Origin of the sequence: Polaribacter sp. SA4-10 (assembly GCF_002163835.1) — a bacterium.
Taxonomy (GTDB): domain Bacteria; phylum Bacteroidota; class Bacteroidia; order Flavobacteriales; family Flavobacteriaceae; genus Polaribacter.
In genome coordinates, this window is the sequence record NZ_CP019331.1 from 2,673,170 (window position 1) to 2,699,594 (window position 26,425).

The window sequence follows — 26,425 nt, forward strand, 5'->3', positions numbered from 1 at the left end:
ATCATGAGCACATTTGATCAATTAGTTGAGTTTGGAAAAGAACATCCAATATTAGCAGCATTATACGCATCTCTCTTTACTTGGGGGTTAACGGCTTTAGGAGCGTCTTTGGTTTTCTTTTTCAAGAAATTAAACCGAGCAGTTTTAGATGGAATGTTAGGCTTTACAGGTGGTGTAATGGTGGCTGCAAGTTTTTGGAGTTTACTAGCGCCAGCAATAGATAATAGTCCTGGAGAAGGTTTTATGAAAGTTTTGCCAGCAGCAATTGGATTTGGGTTAGGAGCTTTATCTCTTTTTGGGATGGATAAGATCCTACCACATTTACATATCAATTTTAAGGAAAGCGAAGCAGAAGGGGTTAAAACAGAATGGCATAAAACAACGTTGTTAGTTTTAGCAATTACGTTGCATAATATTCCAGAAGGTCTAGCAGTTGGGGTTTTATTTGGAGCAGCATCAACTTTAGTTGGTGTAGAGCAAACAGAAATGATAATTGCTGCAATTTCTTTGGCAATTGGTATCGGGATTCAGAATTTTCCAGAAGGTTTTGCAGTTGCAATGCCTTTAAGAAGACAAGGTGTAAGTCGATTAAAAAGTTTTTGGTATGGACAGCTATCTGCAGTGGTTGAGCCAGTTGCTGCAGTTTTAGGGGCTTTAGCCGTTTCGTTTTTTACACCAATTTTACCTTATGCATTAGCATTTGCTGCAGGAGCAATGATTTTTGTTGTTGTGGAAGAAGTGATTCCGGAAACTCAGAGAGATAAGTACACAGATATTGCTACTCTTGGTTTTATTGGTGGTTTTATTGTAATGATGTCTTTAGATGTTGGTTTAGGGTAGAATAGATAGAATTAAATTAATTTTAAAAGCCGAACAACTTTCGTTCGGCTTTTTGTATTTTGCAGTAAAATTATTCTGTGCAAAAACCTGCTACTTTTGAAGTTTATAATGCGTCTGCTGGAAGTGGAAAGACTTTTACGCTCGTAAAAGAATATTTAAAAATTTTATTGATTTCTGAAGATATTTTTACATTTCAGAAAGTACTAGCAATAACATTTACAAACAAAGCTGCTGCAGAGATGAAGGAGCGTATTTTGTTAAATTTAGAAGAATTCTCTGAAGGAATAGAAAGTGATTTACTTCAAAAAATTAGTACTGAAATTGTAGTTGATAAAGCTACGATTAAAGAAAGAAGTAAGAAGGTTTTAGATGTAATTTTAAAAAATTACTCCGCTTTTTCAATTACTACAATTGATAGTTTTACCCATAAAATAATTAAAAGTTTTGCGTATGATTTAGGTTTGTCTCTTAATTTTGAGGTAGAAATGGATGCAGTTTCTTTATTAAATGAAGCGGTAGATGTTTTAATTTCTAAAATTGGTACAGATGAGAAATTGACTAAATTACTAATAGATTTTTCTTTAGATAAAACAGATGATGATAGATCTTGGGATATTTCTAGAGAGTTAAATGAGTTTGCTAGAGTTCTTTTAAATGAAGAAGATAATGCTCATTTTTTAAAACTTGCGGATAAAAAATTAGAAGATTTCACTAATTTAAAATCAAAACTTTTTATACACCAAAAAGAACTAAAAAAAGAATTAAAAAAAGTAGGAGAAGATTGTTTGCAAATAATTGCTTCAGCAAATTTAGATCCTAAAGATTTTTTAAGAGGAACAATTCCTAAGTTTTTTGGAGATTTAAGTGAGAAATCGGTAAATATTGATTTTATAAAAAGAAGTGAAACTATAGAAAAAGCGATAGAAAACAATCAGTATTACAAAAAAACAGCGAGTAGTGAAATTGCAGACTCTATAGAACAAATTATTCCACAGGTTATAACTTTTTTTAGAAAAGCTCAAGAAATTTATCAGCAATTTATTTTAAATAAATTAGCATTAAAAAGTATTATTCCTTTGGCGGTTTTAAATAATATTAATGCAGAATTAAACAATATAAAAGAGGATAATAATATTAGATTAAATGCAGAATTTAATCAATTAATTTCTGATAATATAAAAGACCAGCCAGCGCCGTTTATTTATGAAAGAATTGGACAACGTTTTATGCATTATTTTATAGATGAAATGCAAGATACTTCTGTGTTGCAGTGGCAAAATTTAATTCCGTTAATAGACAATGCATTAGCACAAGAAAATAGTAGTTTGCTTTTGGTTGGCGATGGAAAACAAGCTATTTATAGATGGAGAGGAGGAGAGGCTAAGCAGTTTGTTAACTTAGGTTCTGAGGAGGAAAACAGTAAAAATCCGTTTCAAATTTTTAAAGAAATAAAAGAGCTAGCAACTAATTACAGAAGTTACTCGGAGGTAATTCAATTTAATAATGATTTTTTTCAACACACTTCTAATTTTCTTGAAAATACAGCTTATAAAAATATCTTTTTAGAAGGAAATAAACAGTTGGAGAATATTAAAAAAGGAGGTTTTGTATCACTCTCATTTTTAGAAAAAGAAGAGGATGTAGATGAAAATAAAATAAAATATCCAAAGAAAGTTTTAGAGAAAATTAATCAACTTACAGATGAATTTTCATTAAATGAAATTTGTATTTTAGTAAGAAAAAAGAAAGACGGAATTGCAGTTGCTAATTATTTATCAGAAAACGGAATTGCTATAATTTCTTCTGAAACGCTATTATTACAGAATAGTGCAAAAGTTGTTTTTATTACGCATGTTTTACAAATGCTTCAACACCCAAATGATGAAGAAACGCGTTTTGATTTTTTATACTTTTTACATCAACATTTAAAAATAGAAATACCAAAACACTTATTTTTAAAAGCACATATAAAATCTACAAATTCAATTCTTTTTGATGAATTAAAAAAATACGGAGTTTTATTTAACATTTTTAATTTTCATCAATTGCCTTTTTATGAGAAAACTGAAGAAATTATTAGAGGTTTTCAACTCGTAAATTCATCAGATGCATATATTCAATTTTTCTTAGATACAGTATTAGAACAACAAAGAAAAGGGACAAGTATTCAAGAGTTTTTAGACTTTTGGGAGCTTAAGAAAGACAAGTTAAGTATTGTTGCGCCAGAAAGTGCAAATGCTGTTCAGGTAATGACAATTCATAAGTCGAAGGGATTAGAATTTCCAGTTGTTATTTTTCCTTGTGATGTAGATATTTATAGGCAAATAAACCCTAAAGTTTGGCTAGATCAATTGCCAGAGAGTTATACCAATTTTAATGAACTATTAGTTCCTTTTAATAAAGACTTGAGTTATGTAAATGATAGAGGTTTGCAGATTTATAATGATCAAAGAGAAGAATTAGAATTAGATAATTTTAATCTTTTATATGTTGCATTAACGAGAGCAGAAGAACAATTGTATATTATTACTGATAAAAAATTATCTACAAAAGGAGAAGAAAATACTGGTTTTTATTCTGGTGTTTTTATAAATTATTTAAAACAAAAAAACCTTTGGGATGAGGATGAGTTGGAGTTTTGTTTTGGAGAAAAAGAGAGGGTTAGTGAAAGGCTAGAAGAAAAGTCTATTTCAGAAATTCATCAAAAATTTATATCAACCCCTTGGCAAGAACATAATATACACTTATTGGCAAGTGCATCAAAATTATGGAATACAGTAAAAGGTGAAGCTATTGATTATGGTAATTTATTGCATGAAATAATGGCTCATATTATAATTGAAAAAGACATAGAAAAGATTGTTTCAAAATATGAGCAGCAAGGTATTTTAGATGAAATACAAACTAAGCAAATTGAAGAAAGTATAAATAAGGTTGTTTATCATCCAAAATTAAAAAAATATTTTTCTGATGAGGTTGTTATTTTTAATGAAAGAGAGATTGTAGCTCAAGATAATCAAATTATTATTCCAGATAGATTGGTTTTTAATAGTAAAAATGAAGTTGTAATTATTGATTATAAAACAGGGAAACCTTCTAAAAGTTATCATCAACAATTATTAAAATATGAGCAAGTCTTAAAGTTGATGAATTTTAATGTAATCAAAAAACTACTTATTTACATTAATGAAGAAATTGATGTTGTTGAAGTATAGTTAGAAAAAATAAACTTTGTAACTTTGTGTTTGTTAAATCAATAATAAATGTACGGTAAAATTAAAGATACTTTAGAAAAAGAGATTCAAGAAATAAAAGAAGCAGGTTTATATAAATCTGAAAGAATTATAACGTCTCCACAAGGCGCACTCATTAAAATTTCTACAGGCGAAGAGGTGCTAAATTTTTGTGCCAACAACTATTTGGGTTTATCAAACCATCCAGAAGTAATTCAGGCCGCAAAAGATACTTTAGATTCTCATGGTTTTGGTATGGGCTCGGTACGTTTTATTTGCGGTACGCAAAACATTCATAAGCAGTTAGAGAAAAAAATTGCAGATTTCTATACAACAGAAGATACTATTTTATATGCTGCTTGTTTTGATGCAAATGGAGGTGTTTTCGAACCATTACTAACAAAAGAGGATGCAATTATTTCAGATAGTTTAAATCATGCATCTGTTATTGACGGAGTGCGTTTGTGTAAAGCAGCAAGATATCGGTATAATAATAATGACATGTCTTCATTAGAAGAGCAATTGATTGAAGCGAATAAACAGAATCATCGTTTTAAAATTATTGTTACAGATGGTGTCTTCTCTATGGATGGAATTGTAGCAAAACTCGATGAAATTTGTGATTTAGCAGATAAATATGATGCATTAGTAATGGTAGATGAATGTCACGCAACTGGTTTTATCGGAAAAACAGGTCGTGGAACTGTAGAGTTGAAAAACGTAATGGATAGAGTTGATATTGTAACGGGAACGCTTGGAAAGGCTTTGGGTGGTGCAATGGGTGGTTATACTACTGGTAAAAAAGAAATTATTGAAATTTTACGTCAGCGTTCTAGACCTTATTTGTTTTCAAACTCTTTAGCGCCAGCAATTGTTGGAGCATCTTTAAAAGTATTTGATTTAATTTCTGATGACACCTCGTTTCGTGATAAATTAGAATGGAATACAAATTATTTTCGCACAGAAATGGAAAAAGCAGGTTTTGATTTAGTGGGTGCAGATGCAGCAATTGTGCCCGTGATGCTGTATGATGCAAAACTTTCTCAAGTAATGGCAAACAAACTATTAGAAAAAGGAATTTATGTTATCGGTTTCTTTTTCCCTGTAGTACCTAAGGGAAAAGCAAGAATAAGAGTGCAGTTGTCAGCAGCGCATACAAAAGAGCACCTAAATAAAGCGATATCAGCTTTTATTGAAGTTGGTAAAGAATTGAAAATTATTTAAAATTTTCTTTGTGAATACGTTTTAAGAGATTACTTTTACTTAGTGAAATTAAAGTTTAATTAAAAATACTTGAAAATGAAAAGATTTAAATTAGTCGTAATGGCTTTGTTTACGCTAGTAACGGTTAGCAGCGCAAACGCACAAGATGAAAACAAACCGTGGGCTATAGGTTTTGGAATACATGGCATAGATTTTTACTCTAACAGTGATCTTGGTGGAATGTTTAAAGAACTTATAGGGCCTGGAGACGTAAGTTACATACCTACTATTTCTAAGGTTTCGGCAGATAGGTATCTAAACAAGGGGTTTTCTTTACAATTAGCAGGTTATTTGAATAAAACTAGACTTTCAGATTTACTTTACTATTCAATCGATGCAACGGTAAAATATGATCTAAATAATTTAGTAGGGCAAACAGGATGGTTTGATCCTTATGTATATGCAGGATCAGGTTATACTTCTATTGATTCAAGTGGAGAAGCAATGTTAAATGTTGGTGCAGGTTTTAACACATGGTTAAGTAAGGATATAGGTTTAAACTTTCAATCAGGAATTAAAAATGGTTTTTCTGATGTTATAGATAATCACTTTCAAACAAGTATGAGTTTAGTTATTCGATTTGGAGGAAAAGATACTGATGGAGACGGTGTATATGATAAAAAAGATGCTTGTCTTGAAGTACCAGGATTAAAAGAATTTAATGGATGTCCAGATGCTGATGGTGATGGAATCAAAGATTCTGATGATGCATGTCCTAATGTTGCTGGTTTAGCAGCTATGAATGGATGTCCAGATGCTGATGGCGATGGTGTTGCAGATAAAGATGATATGTGTCCTAATTCTAAAGGAACTAAAGCTAATAAAGGTTGCCCAGATACAGATGGCGATGGTGTTGTAGATAAAAATGATAAATGTTCAACTGAAGCAGGACCAATTGCTAATGGAGGTTGCCCTTGGCTAGACACAGATGGAGATAGTATTTTAGATAAAGATGATAAATGTCCATTAGTTTCTGGTATTGCTTCTGAAGGAGGATGTCCTGAAGTAATTTCAAATGAAGCACAAATGGGTATCGATACATTTGCTGAAGCAATTTTATTCAATACAGGTAGATCTAGCTTTAAATTAGGAGTCACTGAATTTTTAGATAGTATGTTAGCTATTATTAACGAATATCCTACGGCTGAATTCGAAATTAGAGGATTTACAGATAGTGTAGGAAGTGATAAAGGTAATTTGAAATTATCTGATAAAAGAGCAAATGCTGTTAAGGATTATTTAGTTAAAAATGGAATTGCTGCTGCAAGGTTAACTGCAATAGGTTTTGGTGAAGAGAGTCCAATAGACTCAAACAAAACAAGAGCTGGTAGAGCTAAAAATAGAAGAGTAGAGGTTAAGGTAATTAACTAATTCTCAATTAAAATAATAAAAGGTCTCATCAGAAGCGATGAGACCTTTTTTTTTGCTCCTTTGTACCTCATAATAAGTGTATTTATCCCAAAGAGGAGTTTTTGTTAAATATCTAAAATAATAATTTAGAGACAGATGGCCATAGCAATAGATTCTTTTTTAAATTATTGAATCAATAATTAATTTTAAATTAAGTATTTAAAGTGCTGAAATTCATAGTATTAAGTATTTGTCTTAAATTAAAAGTGTCGATGGTTACATTTTTATGATTATTTAAAAATCCTGGTTAATAGGTTATTATAACTAATTCTACAGGTAATAATGATGAATCAAACAGAGATGCTGAAGTTTCAATTTAAAATATATTTATTCATTTAATTTAACGGAAGGTATATTTGATAGTCAAGGGTTCTTTAAAAAAAGAAGATAAAGTTTGGGGACAATTAACCGTTCAATGTCTAAGTTCGAAGATATATCTGTTTTTACACTAGTTTTATTCACAGGAATTAAAGTATTTAATTTAATTATACTTTACGAAAAAGTTATAGAATACGTCTATTTTTTTCAGCGAGAGTGTGTAAAACCTTTTTAATTTGATATTTAATACACCGTGTTTTAAAATGACATACAGATTTATCTTTGTAGATAGCTTTTCTTTTTCTATTTTTGTGGCTTAGAATAAATCAACTCTTAATTTAAAAATTAAATAATGAAACAATTAAAATTAGCTGTGATAGCTTTGTTTACGTTAGTAACTGTTAGTAATGTAAGCGCACAAGATGAAAACAACCCTTGGGTAGTAGGTTTTGGTGTTAACGTTATAGACTTTTATAACTATGAAGCATTTGGAGACCAAGTAACAGATCTAGTAGAACCTAATGATTGGAATGTCTTACCTTCTATTTCAAGAATTTCTGCAGAAAAGTATATTGATAAAGGTTTTTCTTTGCAATTAGCAGGTTCTATTAATAAGATTGAGACTATTAATGAAATAGATGATTCTGATTCTCTTTACTGGTCATTAGATGCAAATGTAAAATATGATTTAAATAACTTAGTAGGTGATACTTCTTGGTTTGATCCTTATGTTTATTTAGGTGGAGGTTATACTTCTGTAGATTCTGAAGGGGAAGGTATGTTAAATACGGGTATTGGTTTCAACACTTGGTTTAGTGATAACTTAGGCTTCAACTTTCAAACAGGAACTAAAATGGGTTTTTCTGATAAAGTAAAATCTCATTACCAAAGTTCTTTAGGTTTAGTTATTAAATTTGGAGGAACAGATACCGATGGCGATGGAGTATATGATAAGTATGATGCTTGTCCAAATGTTGCAGGTTTAGCAGTTATGAATGGGTGTCCGGATGCTGACAATGATGGTATTAAAGATTCTGATGATGCTTGTCCAAATGTTGCAGGTTTAGCAGCTATGAATGGATGTCCAGATGCTGATGGCGATGGAGTTGCAGATAACGATGATATGTGTCCTAATTCTAAAGGAACTAAAGCAAATAAAGGTTGCCCAGATACAGATGGCGATGGTGTTGTAGATAAAGATGATAAATGTGCTACAGTAGCAGGTCCTTCGGTTAACGGAGGTTGTCCTTGGCCAGATACAGATGGAGATAGCGTTTTAGATAAAGATGATAAATGTCCATTAGTTGCTGGTATTGCTTCTGAAGGAGGATGTCCTGAAGTAATTTCAAATGAGGCACAAATGGGTATCAACACATTTGCAGAGGCTATTTTATTTAACTTAGAAAGCGCAAGTTTTCAAAGAGGAGTTACTAAAGTCTTAGATGGTATGTTAGCTATTATTAACGAATATCCTTCAGCTGAATTCGCAATTAGAGGTTATACAGATACTTCAGGAAGTGTTTCTGGAAACTTAAAACTATCTAATGCAAGAGCGAATGCTGTTAAAGGTTATTTAGTTGAAAATGGAATTGATGCGGCAAGATTAACTGCTACAGGTTTTGGTCAAGAGAGCCCAATAGCTTCAAACAAAACAAGAGCTGGTAGAGCTAAAAATAGAAGAGTAGAGGTTAAGGTAACTAACTAATTCTCAAAAATAATAGTAAAAAGGTCTCATCAGAAATGATGAGACCTTTTTTTTTCTAATTTATTTTGGAAAGTTTATGTTATCCTTAATTTTTTACTGCTATAATTGGGTTGAATTTTAGTTGAAAATTAGTGAATCGAATCAATAAGTAGAGAGGTGAATTCAATATCTTAATTAACAAGTAAAAAATAACCTAAAACATTTTTAAAATTCCATATAAAAAATTACCTTTGCACCCTTGAAAAGAGGTGCAAAATCCACGAAATAAAATAAATAACTTTAATTAGATACGTAATGTCTACAATAACAGGTAAAGTTTCTCAAATTATCGGACCGGTAATTGATGTTGAATTTAATACAGAAAATGCTGAACTTCCAAAAATCTATGATTCATTAGAGATTAAAAAATCTGATGGCTCAATTTTAGTTTTAGAGGTTCAACAACATATTGGTGAAGATACAGTTAGAACCATTTCTATGGATGCAACTGATGGATTAAGTAGAGGTACAGAAGTTATCGCTACCGGAAATCCTATTCAAATGCCAATAGGAAATGATATTTACGGACGTTTATTTAACGTAACTGGAGATGCAATTGATGGTTTAGGTAACTTGCCAAAAGAAGGAAAAGACGGACTATCGATACATAGATCTGCACCAAAATTTGAAGACTTATCTGTTTCTACAGAAGTTCTATTTACTGGAATTAAAGTAATTGATTTAATTGAGCCTTACGCAAAAGGAGGTAAGATTGGTTTATTTGGTGGAGCCGGAGTAGGTAAAACTGTATTAATTCAAGAATTGATTAATAATATTGCAAAAGGACATGGTGGTTTATCAGTTTTTGCAGGAGTTGGAGAAAGAACTCGTGAAGGAAATGATTTACTTCGTGAAATGTTAGAATCTGGAATTATCAAGTATGGTGATGACTTTATGCATTCTATGGAAGAAGGAGGATGGGATTTATCTAAAGTAGATAAGCCTGGAATGAGAGATTCAAAAGCAACTTTTGTTTTTGGTCAAATGAATGAGCCACCTGGAGCACGTGCGCGTGTAGCGTTATCAGGACTAACAATTGCTGAATATTTTAGAGATGGAGCAGGTGATGCTCAAGGAAAAGATGTTCTTTTCTTCGTAGATAATATTTTCCGTTTTACACAAGCAGGATCTGAAGTATCTGCATTATTAGGGCGTATGCCTTCTGCAGTTGGTTATCAACCAACATTAGCAACAGAAATGGGTGCAATGCAAGAACGTATTACATCAACTAAAAAAGGTTCTATTACATCTGTACAAGCCGTTTATGTGCCTGCAGATGATTTAACAGATCCAGCACCAGCAACAACTTTTGCTCACTTAGATGCAACAACAGTATTGTCTCGTAAAATTGCTGAATTAGGTATTTATCCTGCAGTAGATCCTTTAGATTCTACTTCAAGAATTTTATCTGCTGAAGTATTAGGTGATGAGCATTATAATACTGCAACAGCTGTAAAAGAAATTTTACAACGTTATAAAGAATTACAAGATATTATTGCGATTTTAGGTATGGAAGAATTATCTGAAGAAGATAAATTAGTAGTTCACAGAGCAAGACGTGTTCAACGTTTCTTATCTCAGCCTTTCCATGTTGCTGAACAATTTACAGGTATACCAGGTGTCTTAGTAGACATTAAAGATACTATTAAAGGGTTCAACATGATTATGGATGGAGAATTAGATAAATATCCTGAAGCGGCATTTAACTTAAGAGGATCAATTCAAGATGCAATTGATGCTGGAGAAAAAATGTTAGCAGAAGCATAAAACTATAGAGAATGTATTTAGAAATTGTAACACCAGAAGCTATTTTATTTTCATCAGAGGTTGATTCATTATCAGTTCCTGGTATTAATGGAGAATTTCAAATGCTTGATAATCACGCACCAATAGTTTCTATTCTAAAAGATGGAATTATTAATATTCATGTTCACTCACAAGTAAACTTGAAGCTAGATGATTTAAATGTGAAGCTAGTTCCTCTTGAAGGAGACGATAAAATTTTAACATTAATTATAAATTCTGGAACATTAGAATTAAACGATAATAAAGTAATAATCTTAGCTGATTAAGTATTATCTATTTTTATAAAATAAAACCTCAAAGTAAATATTTACTTTGAGGTTTTATCGTTTTATAGCAATTTTACTAAACAGTTGATTTGTATAGTGTAAATTTATTTATTAAAGTATTAGAAGTAAACACCTTATTATTTATAGTGTAATAATATCTACTATCTATTATTAGTAAATTACTTAACTAGCATTTAGGTTGTTATTATTTTTTTATATTCTCTTCTTTTAGTAAAAACAAAATGCATAAAAACTTATAAGATTTAATTTCTTAGAAAAGAGCTTTACAATTACATAAAGAAAGCTCTTATGATGACAATACATTTGTTGAAGAGGTAAGAGTTGTAACATTTTACTTAGAAACCTTTAAACTTCAGATTGAATGTAAAAATTAGAGTAGAATTAGTAATGTATGCAATAAAAAATAACATTTACACTCCATAAAAATATTGTAAATTTGCGGCATGGAAGAAACTAACAGACAGAGAAAAATTGCAGGTGTTCTACAAAAAGATTTGGTAGATGTATTGCAAAAAGCGGCGCAAGATGGAATGAAAGGGATTATTATTTCTGTTTCTAAAGTACATGTAACCGCAGATTTAGGGGTTGCAAAAGTATATTTAAGTATTTTTCCTTCTAGCGAAAGAGATGAATTGATTAAAGGAGTGCAATCTAATACGCCTTTAATTCGTCATGAAATGGCAAAAAGAACTCGAAATCAATTACGCAGAATGCCAGAATTGTTGTTTTTTGGTGATGATACTTTAGATTATATTGAAGAAATAGATAAGTCTTTAAAAGGAGAAGATGACAATCCTATTAAAAATCCAGAGGTTTTACCAAGACGTAAAAAGAATTAAATTCAAACTTCTTAATTGAGTTTTCCTCTATACATAGCCAAAAGATATTTATTTACCAAAACCAGTAATAATGCGATAAACATTATTACAATAATTGCATCTTTTGGAGTAATTGTTGGGTCATTAGCGTTGTTTATTATCCTTTCTGGTTTTTCTGGTTTGCGTACTTTTAGTTATAGCTTATTAGATGTTTCAGACCCGGATATTAAAATAACATCGGTTAAAGGAAAGTCTTTTTTATACACGGATAATGTTCAGCAAGTTTTAGAGAACAATACAGCAATAAAAGCGAGTTCAAAAATTATTGAGGAACGTGTTTTTTTAGAGTATAATGATAAAAATGAGATTGCTTATATAAAAGGAGTTGAGTCTACTTATTCTTCTATTACACAAATAGATTCTGCAATATATGTTGGCACTTGGCTAGATCCAGAATTAACAAATACAGCCGTAATTGGAAACGGAATCTCTAGAAAATTGTCTTTAGGAGTTCATAATTTTGGTGAGCCATTATCAATCTTAGTCCCAAAACCAGGAACCGGTTTTTTAAACGCAAGAAATGCATTTTTTAAAATGAATGCGCAAATTATAGGGATTTATTCTGGAACAGAAGAGTTTGAAAATAAGTTTGTTTTTGTAAACCTTTCTGAAGCACAAAATTTATTAAATTATCAAGAGAATAAAGTAACAGGAATAGAATTAAAGCTCTTTAATGATACTGATGTAGATGAAATTTCTGAGCAGCTTCAACAACAATTAGGAAACAATTTTAAAGTACAGACCAAAGAACAATTAAATGAAGTTTTTTACAAAGTAATAAATACAGAGAATTTTGTTTCTTATCTAATTTTTACATTGATTGTTATTATTGCTTTATTCAATGTAATTGGAGCAATAATTATGATGATTATTGATAAAAAGGATAATTTAAAAACACTTTTTAGTTTGGGAGCAACTATAAAAGATATTAAAAAAGTATTTGTTCTTCAAGGGTTTTTACTTACTTTTTTTGGTATGATAATAGGTTTGTCTTTAGGAGTCATATTAGTTATTCTTCAAAAACAATTTGGGTTATTTATGATAACAGCAAATTTAGCATATCCAGTTGAATTTAGGTTTTCTAACTTATTTATAGTTATTATAACCATAATAATACTAGGTTTTATAGCATCAAAAATTGCAAGTAGTAGAATTTCTAAAGATTTTATAGAAAGATAAAACTATTGATATTCAGGAATAATCATATTTCCAAATTTAGCTTCAACTTCATCAAAAGCAGCAAAAACATCTTTTGCATGATCAGAAGTAACCATTTTCATTCTATGTTCTTTAAAATGTGGAATTCCCTTAAAGTAATTGGTATAATGTCTTCTAGTTTCAAAAACACCTAAAATTGGTCCTTTCCAATCAATAGCCATTTGTAAATGTCTTCTTGCCATTTCTACACGTTGGCCGATAGTTGGTTTTGCCAAATAGGTACCCGTTTTAAAATAATGTTTTACTTCATTAAAAAACCATGGATAACCAATAGCAGCTCTTCCAATCATAGCGCCATCTAAACCGTATTTATCACGCATTTCCATCGCTTTTTCTGGTGAGGTAATATCTCCATTTCCAAAAACAGGAATATGCATTCTTTGGTTGTTTTTTACATCAGCAATTGGCCCCCAATCTGCATTACCTTTATACATTTGTGCACGCGTTCTACCATGTATAGAAATTGCTTTACAGCCAACATCTTGCAGGCGTTCTGCTACTTCTACAATTCTAATAGAATCATGATCCCAACCTAAACGTGTTTTTACTGTAATTGGTAAATTAGTATGTTTTACCATTGCTTCAGTTAAAGAAACCATTAAATCGATGTCTTTTAAAATTCCAGCTCCAGCTCCTTTAGAAACTACTTTTTTTACAGGACAACCAAAATTAATATCTATAATATCAGGGTTTGATTTTTCTACAATCTCCACTGTTTTTAACATCGATTCTAAATTAGCACCAAAAATCTGAATTCCAACTGGGCGTTCTTTTTCATAAATGTCTAATTTCATAACACTTTTTGCAGCGTCGCGTATTAACCCTTCTGAAGAAATAAATTCTGTATACACAACATCTGCACCTTGTTCTTTACATAAAGCTCTAAATGGAGGATCAGATACATCTTCCATTGGTGCTAGTAAAAGTGGGAAATCGGGTAATTCTATGTTGCCTATTTTAACCATGTTGTAAATATCTGTTTTCTAATTAAAATTGAACCTCTTTTTCAACTTCTTTTTCTCCTCTTTTTACAATAACTTTAGATTTATCTCCTTTTTTGAATACAGCTAAAGCTTTCATATAACTCATCATATCGGTAACTTTTTTACCACCCAATTCAATAACAATATCTCCCTTTTGTAATCCTGCTTTTTGTGCTGGTTTATCTTCAGAAATTCCATCAATTCTCATTCCTTTTCCATCAAACATATAATCTGGAATTACACCTAAACCAACTTTAAACCTTGGCGTTTCTTCGCTTTCATTTTTTGTTTTTCTAAAAGCGAGTTTACCATTATCATTTAAATCGGTAATAACATTAAAAATGTATGTACTAATAGTTTCCATTCCTTCATAATTCAGTTTTTCTGAATCATCTCCAGGTTTATGATAATCTTCATGCTGTCCAGTAAAGAAATGTAAAACAGGAATATCTGCTAAATAAAAACTTGTATGATCACTTGGTCCAACGCCAGATTCTTTCAAAACTAATTTAAAATTATCATTATGAGATTTTAGTGTTTGTTTAAAAATTGGAGAGGTACCAGTTCCATAAACGGCTAAAGCGCTATCTTTTTTTAGACGGCCAACCATATCCATATTAATCATGTAAGAAACCAATTGCGTATCAATTGTTGGGTTTTTTACAAAATAGTTAGAACCTAATAAACCCATTTCTTCGCCAGAAAAAGCCATAAACAAGTAATTGTTATTTGTGTTTTTCTTTTTTAGTTTTGCAGCTAGATTTAGTAAAATAGCAACACCAGAAGCATTGTCATCTGCACCATTATGAATTGCTTTTATAGAATCTCTATATAATGAGCCTTCACCACCAAAACCAAGATGGTCATAATGTGCACCAATAATTACGGTGTTTTCTGCTTTGTTATTTATAAAACCAATAACATTATTTCCAGTGATTGTTCCATCTCCATTTACATCAAACTTAACTTCATCATGCGGGTTTGTTTTTGGTTTAAAAGTAAAAGGTTGAATAAAACCTTCTGTTCCTTTAGGTTCTAAACCAATTTCTTTAAACCTATTTGTAATGTAGCTTGCTGCAACTTTTTCTCCTTTTGTTCCAGTTTGTCTTCCTTCTAATGTGTCTGAAGCTAAAAATGTAACGTCTTCTTTAATTCTGTTTTCTTGATTAATTGCTGGTTTACAAGAAATTAAAAAACATAAAAAGATTAAAAATAGAATGTTTCTCATGATGATAAATATTATTTTTGCAAAATTAAAGAATTATTATCACTTCATGAATTATATAAAAATGAAATTTAAAATACTTTTTATCCTTGTAATAACGGTATTAATTGGCGCATGTAAAACCAATAAAAAAGGAAATGTTGATACAGCATCTAGTGAAATAAAAAAAGGGATTGATACATTAATTTATCCTGAAGAAGTTCATTTTAAAACGATGAAGCAAATTACTTTTGGAGGTGATAATGCAGAAGCTTACTGGAGTTTTGATGATAAACAACTTATTTTTCAATCTAATAATAAAAACTGGGGAGTGGACTGTGATCAAATGTTTTTAATGGATGTTGATGAAACTTTTAAAGACGCGATTCCACCAATGATTAGTACTGGATTGGGGCGTACAACGTGTGCGTATTTTTTACCAGACAATAAAAGTTTTGTTTATGGTTCTACGCATTTAGGAGGAAAAGAATGTCCTCCAGCACCTTTACGAAGAGAAGGGAAATATGTTTGGCCAATTTATGAAAGCTATGATATTTTTGTTGCAGATTTAAAAGGGAACATTACAAAACAATTAACAACGGCGCCTGGTTATGATGCAGAAGCAACAGTTTCTCCAAAAGGAGATAAAATTGTTTTTACATCGATGAGAACAGGAGATTTAGAGTTGTTTACAATGAATATTGATGGTTCTGATATAAAACAAATTACAGACCAATTAGGGTATGATGGAGGAGCTTTTTTCTCGCCAGATGGAACAAAATTAATTTTTCGTTCTTCAAGACCAAAAACTGCCGCAGCAATTAAAGAATATCAAGATTTATTAAAAGAAGGTTTGGTTCAGCCAACAGAAATGGAATTATATATCTGTAATGCAGATGGTTCTGAATTGCGTCAATTAACAGATTTAGGCAACGCAAATTGGAGTCCGTTTTTTCATCCTTCTGGAAATAAAATTTTATTTTCATCAAATTTCGAATCAGAAAGAGGATTTCCTTTCAATTTATATATGATTGATTTAGATGGAAAAAATTTAGAAAGAGTTACTCATGGAGAAACTTTTGATGCTTTTCCTGTGTTTTCAAATGATGGTAAAAAATTAATTTTTTCATCAAACAGAAATAATGGAGGTGGACGTGATACCAACTTGTTTATTGCAGAATGGCAAGACTAACAGGATCGCCATTCTGAAATATCACAAGACGTGATATCAACTTGTTTATTGCAGAATGGCAAGACTAACAAGATTGACATTCTGAAATACCACAAGACGTGATACCAACTTGTTTATTGCAGAATGGCAAGACTAACAGGATTGACATTCTGAAATACCACAAGACGTGATACCAACTTGTTTATTGCAGAATGGCAAGATTAACAAGGGAGTACTACTTTTAAAAAATAAATTGTAAATTGTTGGATGTATAAACATTTAACTTAAAACATGAGCGCAAAAGACAATATTTTAAGAAAAATTAGAATTTTAATTACCAATCAATTTGATAGTCCAGAAGAAGCATTTCGTTTTTTTGATTCAGATAAAGAGGGTAGATTAAGAAAGTCTGAAATAAAAAAATTATTAAAAGGTGCTGAAGTAAATGGTTTCTTAAGAAGTGTTGTTGCAAATGAGTTATTAAAAGGATATGATATATTTAGTGATGATACTATCAATTGGGAAGAATTTAAAGTAGCAATTTCTGAACTAGAAAGAGATTTATAATTAAATACATTTTTAAGTAAAAGTACAAGGAGTTTCATTGTACTTTTTTTATTTGACAAGGTCTGTAAATAGCATATCTTTGCGAGTTGAACGCAGTTAGAAAACGAAGTATGAAGAATATTAGAAACTTTTGCATTATCGCACATATTGATCATGGTAAAAGTACGTTAGCAGATAGATTGTTAGAATATACAGGCTCTGTAACAGATCGTGAAAAGAAAGATCAGTTATTAGATAGTATGGATTTAGAACGCGAACGTGGAATTACCATAAAATCGCACGCTATTCAAATGGATTTTGAACATAAAGGAGAGCAATATGTTTTAAATTTAATTGATACTCCAGGTCATGTAGATTTTTCTTACGAAGTTTCTCGTTCAATTGCTGCTTGTGAAGGCGCTTTGCTAATTGTAGATGCTGCACAAAGTATACAAGCACAAACAATTTCTAACTTATACTTGGCTTTAGAGAATGATTTAGAGATTATTCCTATTTTAAATAAAGTAGATTTACCTTCTGCAAACCCAGAAGAAGTAACAGATGATATTGTAGATTTATTAGGTTGTGATCCAGAAGATATTATTCACGCTAGTGGAAAAACAGGTTTTGGGGTAGATAATATATTAGAAGCAATTATAGATAGAATCCCTGCACCAAAAGGAGATCCCGAAGCACCATTACAAGCCTTAATTTTTGATTCAGTTTATAATTCTTACAGAGGAATTGAAACCTATTTTAGAGTTTTTAATGGAGAAATTAAAAAAGGACAGCGTATTAAATTTTTGGCAACTAATAATGAGTATTTTGCTGATGAAGTAGGAACTCTAAAATTAGAGCAAGTTGTTAGGAAATCTGTAAAAGCAGGGGATGTTGGATATTTAATTACAGGTATTAAAACAGCAAAAGAAGTAAAAGTAGGAGATACAATTACAGATGCATTAAACCCTACAACAGAAATTATTGATGGTTTTGAAGATGTAAAACCAATGGTTTTTGCAGGTATTTATCCTGTAGATACAGAAGATTTTGAAGAATTGCGTTATTCTATGGAAAAACTGCAATTAAATGATGCTTCTTTAGTATTTGCGCCAGAAAGCTCTGCGGCTTTAGGTTTTGGTTTTCGTTGTGGATTCTTAGGAATGTTACACATGGAAATTATTCAAGAACGATTAGAACGTGAGTTTAATATGACCGTTATTACAACAGTTCCTAACGTTTCTTACCACGCTTATTCTAAGAAAAACCCTAATGAATTGATTCTTTTGAATAATCCAACAGATTTACCAGATCCATCTAGATTAGATAGAGTAGAAGAACCTTTTATTAAGGCTTCAATAATTACTAAATCAGATTTTGTTGGTCAAGTAATGAGCTTGTGTATAGAAAAACGTGGAGAAATCACCAATCAAACGTATTTAACAACAGAAAGAGTAGAGTTAACTTTTGATATGCCTTTGGCAGAAATTGTTTTCGATTTTTACGATCGTCTAAAAACAGTTTCTAAAGGATATGCTTCTTTTGATTATTCTCCTATAGGAATGAGAGAATCAAAATTAGTACGTGTAGATATTTTATTAAATGCACAACCAGTAGATGCACTTTCTGCGCTTTTACATGCAGATAATGCGTTTACAATTGGTAAGAAAATAGTTGAAAAGTTAAAAGAATTAATACCAAGACAACAGTTCGATATTCCTATTCAGGCAGCAATTGGAGCAAAAATTATTGCGCGTGAAACTACAAAAGCATTACGTAAAGATGTAACTGCCAAATGTTATGGAGGAGATATTTCTAGAAAACGTAAACTGTTAGAAAAGCAGAAAAAAGGAAAGAAAAGAATGCGTCAAGTTGGTAATGTAGAAATTCCGCAAGAAGCGTTTATGGCAGTTTTAAAGCTGAATGACTAGCTAAGAAATAAGATAAAATAATAAAGACAGAAACCTTTTTGAGAAATCAAGAAGGTTTTTTATTTGAAGCTATTTCCTACTTTTACTACTCGCTTTTTTCTTATGCTGAATTTAGTTCAGCATAAAAAAAAGAGCTCAAACAAACCGTTCAATGTGGGCTAAACTTATTTGTTAGCTATTTGTCATTCCTGTAAAATCAAGAGCTTAAACTTACTTTTAGAGATTCCTGTTTTTACAGGAATGACAAATATTTAAGAAAGTTGTCTAAGTAAAAATGCCCTTGATAAAACCAAGAGCATTTTAATAAAATTTAATTTCATAATAGTGAAATGTAAAAGCATCTTAGATGTTAGTCTCTTCCTCCTAAAACTTGCAATCCCCAGTATAACAGCATTGCTAAAGAACCTAAAGCAGCAACTAAATAAGTTCTTGCCGCCCATTTTAATGCGTCAGTAGAACCCGCTAACTCTTGTTGAGAAACCATGTTTTTATTTTTTAACCAAGCCAATGCTCTGTTACTTGCATCATATTCTACAGGCAACGTTACAATACTAAAAAGTGTTGCAAAGCCCATAAAAACTAAACCAGCAATAGCTATGTAGTAACCGATTCCACCAGCTCCCGAAGCGGCACCTAAAATTAATCCACCAATTACTAACCATTGAGAGAATTTAGAAGTAACACTTACAATTGGCACTAATTGAGAACGCAATGTTAAATAACTATACGCTTTTGCATGTTGTACTGCATGACCACATTCATGAGCAGCAACTGCGGCAGAAGCAGCATTTCTTTGGTTGTAAACAGATTCGCTTAAATTTACTGTTTTGTCTTTTGGGTTGTAATGATCCGTTAATCTACCTGGAGTAGAAATTACTTTTACATCAAATATACCGTTATCAGAAAGCATTTTTTCTGCAATTTCTGCGCCACTCATTCCGTTTCTTAATTGAACTTGAGAATATTTTTTAAACTTACTTTTCAATTTATTACTAACTAACCAGCTTGCTAAAGAAATAACGCCGATTAAAATATAGAATCCTATCATAATTTATATTGTTTTAAATTTTTATATCATTTTTGTTTGATAAATTTACAACATAAATTATTCCAAGATTATTTTTACATAAAAAAATAATAGAAAAATGACAAAATGACAAATAAACCTAACATATTACTTATTTATACAGGAGGGACTATTGGTATGGTTAAAGATTATAAGACAAATGCATTAATAGCATTTGATTTTAGTCAGATCGTAGAGAAAATTCCAGAACTACAGCAGTTAAACTGTCAAATAGAAAGTATCTCTTTTGACGAAGCTATAGATTCTTCTAATATGAATACAGCATATTATCTAGAAATTGTAGAAATAATTGAAGAAAACTATACTCGTTTTGATGGTTTTGTGATTTTAACAGGTTCAGACACCATGTCTTATACATCTTCTGCTATTAGTTTCATGTTAGAAAACTTGCAAAAACCTATCATTTTTACGGGATCTCAATTACCAATTGGAGACTTAAGAACAGATGCAAAAGAAAATTTAATTACTTCTATAGAAATTGCAAGCGCAACAAGAAACGGCAAGCCAATTATTTCTGAAGTATGCTTATATTTTGAGTATAAATTATATAGAGCCAATAGAACTACCAAAATAAGTTCAGAACAGTTTGAAGCATTTACTTCTATGAATTTTCCTCCACTTGCGGAAAGTGGAGTTCATTTAAATTTTAATGAGCATTTAGTTCATCAAATAGAAGGTGGAGAAAAAAAAATAATTGTTAGAAAGAACCTAGTTAATGAAATAGTTATTTTAAAACTATTTCCAGGAATTTCAAAGGTAGTTGTTGAAAGTATTTTAAATATTTCAAATTTAAGAGGAGTTGTTTTAGAAACGTATGGATCTGGTAATGCACCAAATTCAAAAAACTTTATCGAATTGTTAAGAAATGCAATTAATAAAGGAATTAAAATTGTGAACGTTACGCAATGCAAAAGTGGTAGTGTTATGATGGGGCATTATGATACAAGTCTGTTGCTAAAAGAGATAGGGGTTGTTAATGGAAAGGATATTACTACAGAATCTGCTGTTGCTAAGTTAATGTACTTATTAAATGAAAATTTATCAATTGTTGAGTTTAAACATTTTTTTGAAAAATCATTAAGAGGTGAATTAACTGATAAATATCATTTTTAAATTTATAATTGAATAAAATCAACTTTTAAGAATTAAATAGATTGAGTTTTTTTTTTAATGTTCAATATTTTTTTGTTACTTGGCACTCTCAAAAGTATAAAAGGAGGCAATTATATATAATTTAACTTTCATATTATTTTTTTTGAGTTTAAAATTTATATATTTAACCCGTTAACTATTAAAATTAATTATAACAGAGATGAAAAAAGTAGTAAATGTCCTATCTGTAACAGGATTTATGTTTTTTGGAGCTATTCAATCAACTTTCGCACAAGAAGCAGCTGAAGAATCAAGAACTTTCCACCAAGAATTAAAACTTCGTTTTATTGAAGGTGACCCAGGATTCATGGGAATTGTATTAGTAGCCTTAATATTAGGTTTAGCTATCGCAATTGAAAGAATTATTTATTTAAACATGGCAACAACGAATACTAAGAAATTAGTAGCAAGTGTAGATGATGCTTTAAGTTCTGGTGGTATAGAAGCTGCAAAAGAAGTTTGTAGAAATTCTAAAGGACCAGTAGCATCTATCTTTTACCAAGGTTTAGATAGAGTAGACGAAGGAGTAGATGCAGCTGAAAAAGCAGTAGTCTCTTATGGAGGAGTTCAAATGGGACTTTTAGAGAAAAATGTATCATGGTTATCTTTATTTATCGCATTAGCACCAATGCTTGGTTTCATGGGAACTGTAATTGGTATGATTGATGCTTTCGATAGAATTGCAGTAGCAAATGATATTTCTCCAGCTGTAGTTGCAGGTGGTATTAAAATTGCATTATTAACAACAGTATTTGGTTTAATAGTTGCAATTATCTTACAAATCTTTTATAATTATATCGTTTCTAAAATTGATAGTATTGTCAACAATATGGAAGACTCATCTATTCAATTAATCGATTTATTAGTAAAATATAAAAAATAATAATAATTATGAAAGGTAATAATTTATCTAAAATATTAAATATTTTTATTGCAGTGATTGCTGTAATTGGAGGTTTTCTATTTATTAGAATCTTTATGGTTGACGATGCAGATGCATTTAAAACTGATGTAGACCTTCAGAATGGTGTAATTAGCCCAATAATTTATTTTTCTACTTTCTTATTCATTGCAGCAGTAGTTATTACTTTAGCACTTTCTCTTTTGAGTATGATAAGAAATCCTGAAAATTTAAAAAAGGCTTTATTAGGAGTTGCTGTAATGGCAGTTGTATTAGTCGTTGCTTATTTTATGGCAGATGATAATGCAGTTCTAGATACAGCAGGGAAAATACTTCCAGGAGGAGAAGCAGGTACAGCAACTAATAAATGGGTAGGTACAGGTATATATTATAGTATTGCATTAGGTTTAGTAGCAAGTCTATTTTTTGTATACGATTTATTAAAAGGATTAATAAAATCATAAACTTATGGCAAGAAGAGAGAATCCAGAAATTAATGCAGGTTCTATGGCAGATATTGCCTTCTTGTTATTGATCTTTTTCTTAGTAACTACTACAATGAATGTGGATTCAGGAGTTTCAAAAAAACTATCTGAAAAACCACCTGCAGATTATGTACCGCCAGTTATTAAAGAAAAAAACATCTTTGAAGTTAATATTAACAGAAATAATGAGCTTTTAGTTGAAGGCGAAAGATTGGATGTTAAAAATTTAAAAGATGCTGCTATTGCTTTTATAGATAATGGTGGAGGTGATGGTAAAGTTGAAAACGGAGTAGCTACAGGACCTTGTACGTATTGTAAAGGGGAAAGAAGTGAATCTTCTTCAGACCATCCAAACAAAGCTATTATTTCTGTACAAAGTGATAGATTAACAGAATATGGTACTTATATTATAGTACAAAATGAATTGTTAAGAGCTTATGGAGACTTAAGAAATAGACTATGTTTAGAAAAATATAGAGTTCCTTTTTCTGAGCTAGAAGAAGCTTATAAAGATGACAAGAACAATGAAGCTTTAAAGAAAAAAGTTGAAGATATCAAAACTAGTTATCCTCAAATTATTTCTGATGCAGAGCCAACAAATTAATTTTTAAAAATAGAACATATGTCTAAATTTAGAAAAAAGAAGAAAGGAATGCCTGCAGTTAATACTGCTGCTTTACCAGACATCGTTTTTATGTTGTTATTTTTCTTTATGGTTACTACAACCATGAGAGAAACTGATTTAAAAATTGATAACCCAAGATTACCATCTGCTTCAGAAGTAAAAAAATTGGAGCACAAAAGTTTAGTGAGTACAATTTATGTTGGAAAATCTAAAGATGTAAAGCATGGTACAGGATTTAATAGAATTCAATTAAATGATAAAATAGCTAGTGCAGATGATGTTCCTTCGTTTATTATAAACGCAAGATCAAAAGTCTCTGAGGCAGAAGTTCCATTTATGACAACTTCTATTAAAGCAGATAAAGAGTCTAATGTTGGTACTATTACAGACATTAGATTAAAGTTAAGAGATGTAAATGCTCTTAAAATTAGTTATTCAGCTTCAAAAAGCGCTAATTAATTTAGAAATAATATTTTCTAAAAAAGGGGGTAATTCATTTGAATTATCCCTTTTTTTTTATGAATTAAATTCAGCTTTTAGAAATAGCAATATTTATTATAAATAATTTATTCTTTATGAAATATTGTATCTTTATAACTCGTTTATAATACAATGAATAGAATTCTAATTTTTCTGATTTTTCTTTTAATTTCATCAATTTCTTTTGGCCAAAAAGATTCTTTACTACTAGGAAGTAGATATGCAGATGACCAAGTTTATGCATCAATTTCTTACACGCAATTCTTTGACCAACCATCAGTAATAACAAAAAGTAATTTTTCTTATGGAGTATCTATAGGGTTTCTAAAAGATTTTATTTTAAATAAAAAAGGGAGTGTTTCTTTTGCATTAGGAATTGGTTATGGCTATGATGTTTTTAACCATGAATTAAAAGTTGAAGAGAGTAACAATGAAACTGTTTTTAGCACTGATAATACAATAACTTCTAATATTTTTAAAGCTCATAATTTAGAACTTCCTATTGAGCTAAGGTGGAGGACTTCTACTTCAAATAAATATGATTTTTGGAGGATTTATGGTGGTGTGAAATTTATTTATAACACGTCTAATTCTTTCCAGTATATAGATGTTAATAACATGGATTTTAAATACTTAAATGTTTCAGCTTATAATAAACTGCAATATGGTTTAACACTTTCTGCAGGTTATGATAAATTTAATATGAATATCTTTTATGGTTTAACACCTATTTTTAATGATGCTAATATTGAGGGTGAGAAAATAGAAACCAAAGTTATAAAATTTGGTCTTATACTTTATCTTTTATAAAAAATAGAATACAAGAAAAGGAGATATAAACCCTAAGAAGAAACCTAAATATATTTCTTTATCATTGTGAGCTTTTAAATTTAACCTTGCAGTAGCAAGTACTCCTGAGAGTAAAAAGGCTATTATTATAATTAAAATATAATTCTTTGAGTATGTTATTCCTAAAACGATAAAGAACCCTGTAAAAATACCTAATGATAATAAATGGATACTTGTTTTAAATTGAAAAGAAAATAGAATGTAAATAAAAACTAACCCTGTAGTGGTAGCATAGAACAATAGTCCTATATCTCTTATATTAGATACGTTGTACAACGTGTTTCCTAATAAGTAGAACAACACAATCATCATTGCAACAGGTATTTTCCTTTCTTTAATACTAGTAACGTTAAACGATTTTATGAGTTTTATCTTTTTAAATAATATTAAAATAAATAAAGGGATAAGATATGTTGTAACAAATATTAGAACTAAAACACTTAGTTCTTGTTTACTTCCAAGGTTATTAGGTAGTAATAAGAAATAGAGAAGTATACCTATTGTAGGAATTACAATGGGATGTAAAATTACAGATATATACTTATAAAACTTCATTAAATCTCTTTACGTAAACGTGCTACAGGTAAATCTAATTGCTCTCTATATTTAGCAACAGTTCTTCTAGCAATTGGATACCCTTTTTCTTTTAAAATATTTGCTAGTTTTTCATCAGTTAATGGTTTCTTTTTATTTTCTTCTAAAATTACAGTTTCAAGTATTTTTTTAATTTCTTTTGTAGAAACATCTTCACCTTGGTCATTTTTCATTGATTCCGAAAAGAATTCTTTAATCAATTTTGTGCCATAAGGTGTAGAAACATATTTGCTATTTGCAACTCTAGAAACCGTAGAAACATCCATCTGAATTTTATCTGCAATATCTTTTAATATCATAGGTTTTAACTTGCGTTCATCACCAGTTAAAAAATAATCATATTGATAATGCATAATTGTATTCATGGTTACAAATAAAGTTTGCTGACGTTGTTTAATTGCGTCAATAAACCATTTTGCAGAATCTAATTTTTGCTTAATAAAAAATACTGCATCTTTTTGCGACTTACTTTTTATAGTAGATTCTTGATACCCTTTTAACATATTGTTATATTCTCTAGAAATATGTAATTCAGGCGCATTTCTAGAGTTTAAAGTAAGATCTAATTCGCCATCTATGATTTTAATAGAAAAATCGGGTACTATTTGTTCTGCAATTTTATTATTACCTGCATATGAACTACCAGGTTTAGGGTTTAATTTAGAAATCTCTTTATTAATTTCTTTTAATTCATCTTCAGAAATATTAAATTTTTCTTGAAGCTTAACATAATGTTTCTTAACAAAGTGGTCAAAAGCAGATTCTAATACATCTATAGATAAACTTCTAATTTTATTACTTTCTTTAGATTTTAATTGATTGATAAGACATTCTTTTAAATTTCTTGCTCCAACTCCTACTGGATCTAGCGTATGTACAACATCCTTTAAGATAGAAATTACTTTTTCTTCAGTTGTAAATACATTTGCAGTAAAAGCTAAGTCATCTACTAAATCAATAATTTCTCTTCTAATGTATCCACTATCATCTATACTTCCAACTAAGAATTCTGCAATAGAACGTTCTTCATCGTTTAAACGAAATGTATTTAATTGGTTTTTTAAAGACTGATGAAAAGTAGTTCCAGATGCATAAGGCATTGATTTTTCTTCATCATCTGCAGAATAATTGTTTGCTTGAGTTTTGTAGCTAGGAGTGTCATCATCACTTAAATACTCATCAATATTTATATCATCTGCATCTGTTTTTTCAGTACCCTCATCATCAAATTCATTAGATAAATCCTCGTCAAAAGAGTCAGATTCATCTTTACCAGTATCTAGTGCTGGATTTTCCTCAATCTCTTGTTTTAAACGTTCTTCAAAAGCCTGTGTTGGCAATTGAATTAGTTTCATCAACTGAATTTGTTGAGGAGATAATTTTTGTAAGAGTTTATATTGTAAACCTTGTTTTAGCATAGAAT

Annotated in this window: 23 protein-coding genes; 18 read left to right on the plus strand and 5 right to left on the minus strand. The window is 30.3% G+C overall.

Translation table 11 applies throughout. The annotated features are described in order from the left end of the window. Positions 1–3: 3 nt before the first annotated feature. The 9 genes from BTO04_RS11705 to BTO04_RS11745 all read left to right on the plus strand — a co-directional run bounded on the left by BTO04_RS11705 (position 4) and on the right by BTO04_RS11745 (position 12,958). Complete coding sequence (locus BTO04_RS11705) at positions 4–840, plus strand: ZIP family metal transporter (protein WP_087564672.1); 837 nt, start codon at positions 4–6, stop codon at positions 838–840. A gap of 77 nt (positions 841–917) precedes the next feature. After that, the gene (locus BTO04_RS11710; RefSeq protein WP_087564673.1) at positions 918–4,055 is read left to right on the plus strand and encodes an exodeoxyribonuclease V subunit beta; all 3,138 of its coding nucleotides are present in this window, start codon (positions 918–920) and stop codon (positions 4,053–4,055) included. A gap of 48 nt (positions 4,056–4,103) precedes the next feature. Next, positions 4,104–5,297 (plus strand): glycine C-acetyltransferase, encoded by a 1,194-nt coding sequence (kbl, locus tag BTO04_RS11715; RefSeq protein ID WP_087564674.1) that lies wholly within the window; start codon positions 4,104–4,106, stop codon positions 5,295–5,297. A 75-nt stretch (positions 5,298–5,372) separates the two neighbouring features. Continuing rightward, positions 5,373–6,707, plus strand: coding sequence for an OmpA family protein (locus BTO04_RS11720; RefSeq protein WP_087564675.1), 1,335 nt, complete (start codon positions 5,373–5,375; stop codon positions 6,705–6,707). 709 nt (positions 6,708–7,416) lie between these two features. Further along, entirely contained in the window at positions 7,417–8,769 is a 1,353-nt protein-coding gene (locus tag BTO04_RS11725) for an OmpA family protein (protein ID WP_087564676.1), read from the plus strand. 294 nt (positions 8,770–9,063) lie between these two features. Then, positions 9,064–10,575 (plus strand): F0F1 ATP synthase subunit beta, encoded by a 1,512-nt coding sequence (gene atpD / locus BTO04_RS11730; protein ID WP_087564677.1) that lies wholly within the window; start codon positions 9,064–9,066, stop codon positions 10,573–10,575. An 11-nt stretch (positions 10,576–10,586) separates the two neighbouring features. After that, entirely contained in the window at positions 10,587–10,880 is a 294-nt protein-coding gene (locus BTO04_RS11735; protein ID WP_087564678.1) for a F0F1 ATP synthase subunit epsilon, read from the plus strand. Positions 10,881–11,344: 464 nt separating this feature from the next. After that, positions 11,345–11,740 carry a 30S ribosome-binding factor RbfA gene (gene rbfA, locus BTO04_RS11740; protein ID WP_087564679.1) on the plus strand — a complete coding sequence of 132 codons (396 nt, stop codon included), beginning with the start codon at positions 11,345–11,347 and terminating at the stop codon, positions 11,738–11,740. 15 nt (positions 11,741–11,755) lie between these two features. Next, the gene (locus tag BTO04_RS11745; protein ID WP_087564680.1) at positions 11,756–12,958 is read left to right on the plus strand and encodes an FtsX-like permease family protein; all 1,203 of its coding nucleotides are present in this window, start codon (positions 11,756–11,758) and stop codon (positions 12,956–12,958) included. Between the two features lie 2 nt (positions 12,959–12,960). Here BTO04_RS11745 and dusB read toward each other — a convergent pair whose 3' ends face one another. Together dusB and BTO04_RS11755 are read right to left on the minus strand one after the other, a co-directional pair. Then, positions 12,961–13,962 (minus strand): tRNA dihydrouridine synthase DusB, encoded by a 1,002-nt coding sequence (gene dusB / locus BTO04_RS11750; RefSeq protein ID WP_087564681.1) that lies wholly within the window; start codon positions 13,960–13,962, stop codon positions 12,961–12,963. A 22-nt stretch (positions 13,963–13,984) separates the two neighbouring features. Further along, a complete protein-coding gene (locus BTO04_RS11755; RefSeq protein ID WP_087564682.1) occupies positions 13,985–15,208 on the minus strand; it encodes a M28 family peptidase in 1,224 nt (407 codons plus the stop codon). Between the two features lie 61 nt (positions 15,209–15,269). Here BTO04_RS11755 and BTO04_RS11760 point away from each other — a divergent pair, with 61 nt between their 5' ends. The 3 genes from BTO04_RS11760 to lepA all read left to right on the plus strand — a co-directional run bounded on the left by BTO04_RS11760 (position 15,270) and on the right by lepA (position 18,829). After that, positions 15,270–16,376, plus strand: coding sequence for a PD40 domain-containing protein (locus BTO04_RS11760; RefSeq protein WP_087565406.1), 1,107 nt, complete (start codon positions 15,270–15,272; stop codon positions 16,374–16,376). A 270-nt stretch (positions 16,377–16,646) separates the two neighbouring features. Then, entirely contained in the window at positions 16,647–16,922 is a 276-nt protein-coding gene (locus tag BTO04_RS11765; RefSeq protein WP_087564683.1) for an EF-hand domain-containing protein, read from the plus strand. Positions 16,923–17,032: 110 nt separating this feature from the next. Continuing rightward, complete coding sequence (gene lepA / locus BTO04_RS11770; protein WP_087564684.1) at positions 17,033–18,829, plus strand: translation elongation factor 4; 1,797 nt, start codon at positions 17,033–17,035, stop codon at positions 18,827–18,829. Between the two features lie 349 nt (positions 18,830–19,178). Here the strand turns inward: lepA and BTO04_RS11775 are convergent, their stop codons facing one another. Then, complete coding sequence (locus BTO04_RS11775; protein ID WP_087564685.1) at positions 19,179–19,877, minus strand: zinc metallopeptidase; 699 nt, start codon at positions 19,875–19,877, stop codon at positions 19,179–19,181. A 105-nt stretch (positions 19,878–19,982) separates the two neighbouring features. Here BTO04_RS11775 and BTO04_RS11780 point away from each other — a divergent pair, with 105 nt between their 5' ends. The 6 genes from BTO04_RS11780 (at position 19,983) to BTO04_RS11805 (ending at position 24,369) form a co-directional block, all read left to right on the plus strand. Then, positions 19,983–21,029: an asparaginase gene (locus tag BTO04_RS11780; RefSeq protein WP_087564686.1), complete on the plus strand. Its 1,047-nt coding sequence runs from the start codon at positions 19,983–19,985 to the stop codon at positions 21,027–21,029. 199 nt (positions 21,030–21,228) lie between these two features. Beyond that, positions 21,229–21,951, plus strand: a complete 723-nt coding sequence (locus tag BTO04_RS11785) for a MotA/TolQ/ExbB proton channel family protein (protein WP_087564687.1) — start codon at positions 21,229–21,231, stop codon at positions 21,949–21,951. A gap of 8 nt (positions 21,952–21,959) precedes the next feature. Next, positions 21,960–22,433: a hypothetical protein gene (locus tag BTO04_RS11790; protein ID WP_087564688.1), complete on the plus strand. Its 474-nt coding sequence runs from the start codon at positions 21,960–21,962 to the stop codon at positions 22,431–22,433. Positions 22,434–22,437: 4 nt separating this feature from the next. Continuing rightward, positions 22,438–23,058, plus strand: coding sequence for a biopolymer transporter ExbD (locus BTO04_RS11795; protein ID WP_087564689.1), 621 nt, complete (start codon positions 22,438–22,440; stop codon positions 23,056–23,058). Between the two features lie 18 nt (positions 23,059–23,076). Beyond that, positions 23,077–23,538: a biopolymer transporter ExbD gene (locus tag BTO04_RS11800; RefSeq protein ID WP_087564690.1), complete on the plus strand. Its 462-nt coding sequence runs from the start codon at positions 23,077–23,079 to the stop codon at positions 23,536–23,538. Between the two features lie 153 nt (positions 23,539–23,691). Further along, the gene (locus BTO04_RS11805) at positions 23,692–24,369 is read left to right on the plus strand and encodes a porin family protein (protein ID WP_087564691.1); all 678 of its coding nucleotides are present in this window, start codon (positions 23,692–23,694) and stop codon (positions 24,367–24,369) included. On the opposite strand, the gene BTO04_RS11810 is transcribed toward BTO04_RS11805, so the two are convergent. Both BTO04_RS11810 and rpoN read right to left on the minus strand, forming a co-directional pair. Further along, the gene (locus BTO04_RS11810; protein WP_232455900.1) at positions 24,364–24,963 is read right to left on the minus strand and encodes a hypothetical protein; all 600 of its coding nucleotides are present in this window, start codon (positions 24,961–24,963) and stop codon (positions 24,364–24,366) included. The two genes, BTO04_RS11805 and BTO04_RS11810, sit on opposite strands and share 6 nt — an antisense overlap. After that, positions 24,963–26,420, minus strand: a complete 1,458-nt coding sequence (rpoN, locus tag BTO04_RS11815; protein WP_087564692.1) for an RNA polymerase factor sigma-54 — start codon at positions 26,418–26,420, stop codon at positions 24,963–24,965. The genes BTO04_RS11810 and rpoN overlap by 1 nt, the downstream gene beginning before the upstream one ends. Positions 26,421–26,425 lie beyond the last annotated feature (5 nt).

Excerpts from the sequence above, each read along its gene's own strand:
- BTO04_RS11705 (WP_087564672.1), top strand. The coding sequence starts at position 4 with ATGAGCACATTTGATCAATTAGTTGAGTTTGGAAAAGAACATCCAATA.
- kbl (WP_087564674.1), top strand. The coding sequence starts at position 4,104 with ATGTACGGTAAAATTAAAGATACTTTAGAAAAAGAGATTCAAGAAATA.
- BTO04_RS11720 (WP_087564675.1), top strand. The coding sequence starts at position 5,373 with ATGAAAAGATTTAAATTAGTCGTAATGGCTTTGTTTACGCTAGTAACG.
- BTO04_RS11725 (WP_087564676.1), top strand. The coding sequence starts at position 7,417 with ATGAAACAATTAAAATTAGCTGTGATAGCTTTGTTTACGTTAGTAACT.
- atpD (WP_087564677.1), top strand. The coding sequence starts at position 9,064 with ATGTCTACAATAACAGGTAAAGTTTCTCAAATTATCGGACCGGTAATT.
- BTO04_RS11735 (WP_087564678.1), top strand. The coding sequence starts at position 10,587 with ATGTATTTAGAAATTGTAACACCAGAAGCTATTTTATTTTCATCAGAG.
- rbfA (WP_087564679.1), top strand. The coding sequence starts at position 11,345 with ATGGAAGAAACTAACAGACAGAGAAAAATTGCAGGTGTTCTACAAAAA.
- dusB (WP_087564681.1), bottom strand. The coding sequence starts at position 13,962 with ATGGTTAAAATAGGCAACATAGAATTACCCGATTTCCCACTTTTACTA.
- BTO04_RS11755 (WP_087564682.1), bottom strand. The coding sequence starts at position 15,208 with ATGAGAAACATTCTATTTTTAATCTTTTTATGTTTTTTAATTTCTTGT.
- BTO04_RS11760 (WP_087565406.1), top strand. The coding sequence starts at position 15,270 with ATGAAATTTAAAATACTTTTTATCCTTGTAATAACGGTATTAATTGGC.
- BTO04_RS11765 (WP_087564683.1), top strand. The coding sequence starts at position 16,647 with ATGAGCGCAAAAGACAATATTTTAAGAAAAATTAGAATTTTAATTACC.
- lepA (WP_087564684.1), top strand. The coding sequence starts at position 17,033 with ATGAAGAATATTAGAAACTTTTGCATTATCGCACATATTGATCATGGT.
- BTO04_RS11775 (WP_087564685.1), bottom strand. The coding sequence starts at position 19,877 with ATGATAGGATTCTATATTTTAATCGGCGTTATTTCTTTAGCAAGCTGG.
- BTO04_RS11780 (WP_087564686.1), top strand. The coding sequence starts at position 19,983 with ATGACAAATAAACCTAACATATTACTTATTTATACAGGAGGGACTATT.
- BTO04_RS11785 (WP_087564687.1), top strand. The coding sequence starts at position 21,229 with ATGAAAAAAGTAGTAAATGTCCTATCTGTAACAGGATTTATGTTTTTT.
- BTO04_RS11790 (WP_087564688.1), top strand. The coding sequence starts at position 21,960 with ATGAAAGGTAATAATTTATCTAAAATATTAAATATTTTTATTGCAGTG.
- BTO04_RS11795 (WP_087564689.1), top strand. The coding sequence starts at position 22,438 with ATGGCAAGAAGAGAGAATCCAGAAATTAATGCAGGTTCTATGGCAGAT.
- BTO04_RS11800 (WP_087564690.1), top strand. The coding sequence starts at position 23,077 with ATGTCTAAATTTAGAAAAAAGAAGAAAGGAATGCCTGCAGTTAATACT.
- BTO04_RS11805 (WP_087564691.1), top strand. The coding sequence starts at position 23,692 with ATGAATAGAATTCTAATTTTTCTGATTTTTCTTTTAATTTCATCAATT.
- BTO04_RS11810 (WP_232455900.1), bottom strand. The coding sequence starts at position 24,963 with ATGAAGTTTTATAAGTATATATCTGTAATTTTACATCCCATTGTAATT.
- rpoN (WP_087564692.1), bottom strand. The coding sequence starts at position 26,420 with ATGCTAAAACAAGGTTTACAATATAAACTCTTACAAAAATTATCTCCT.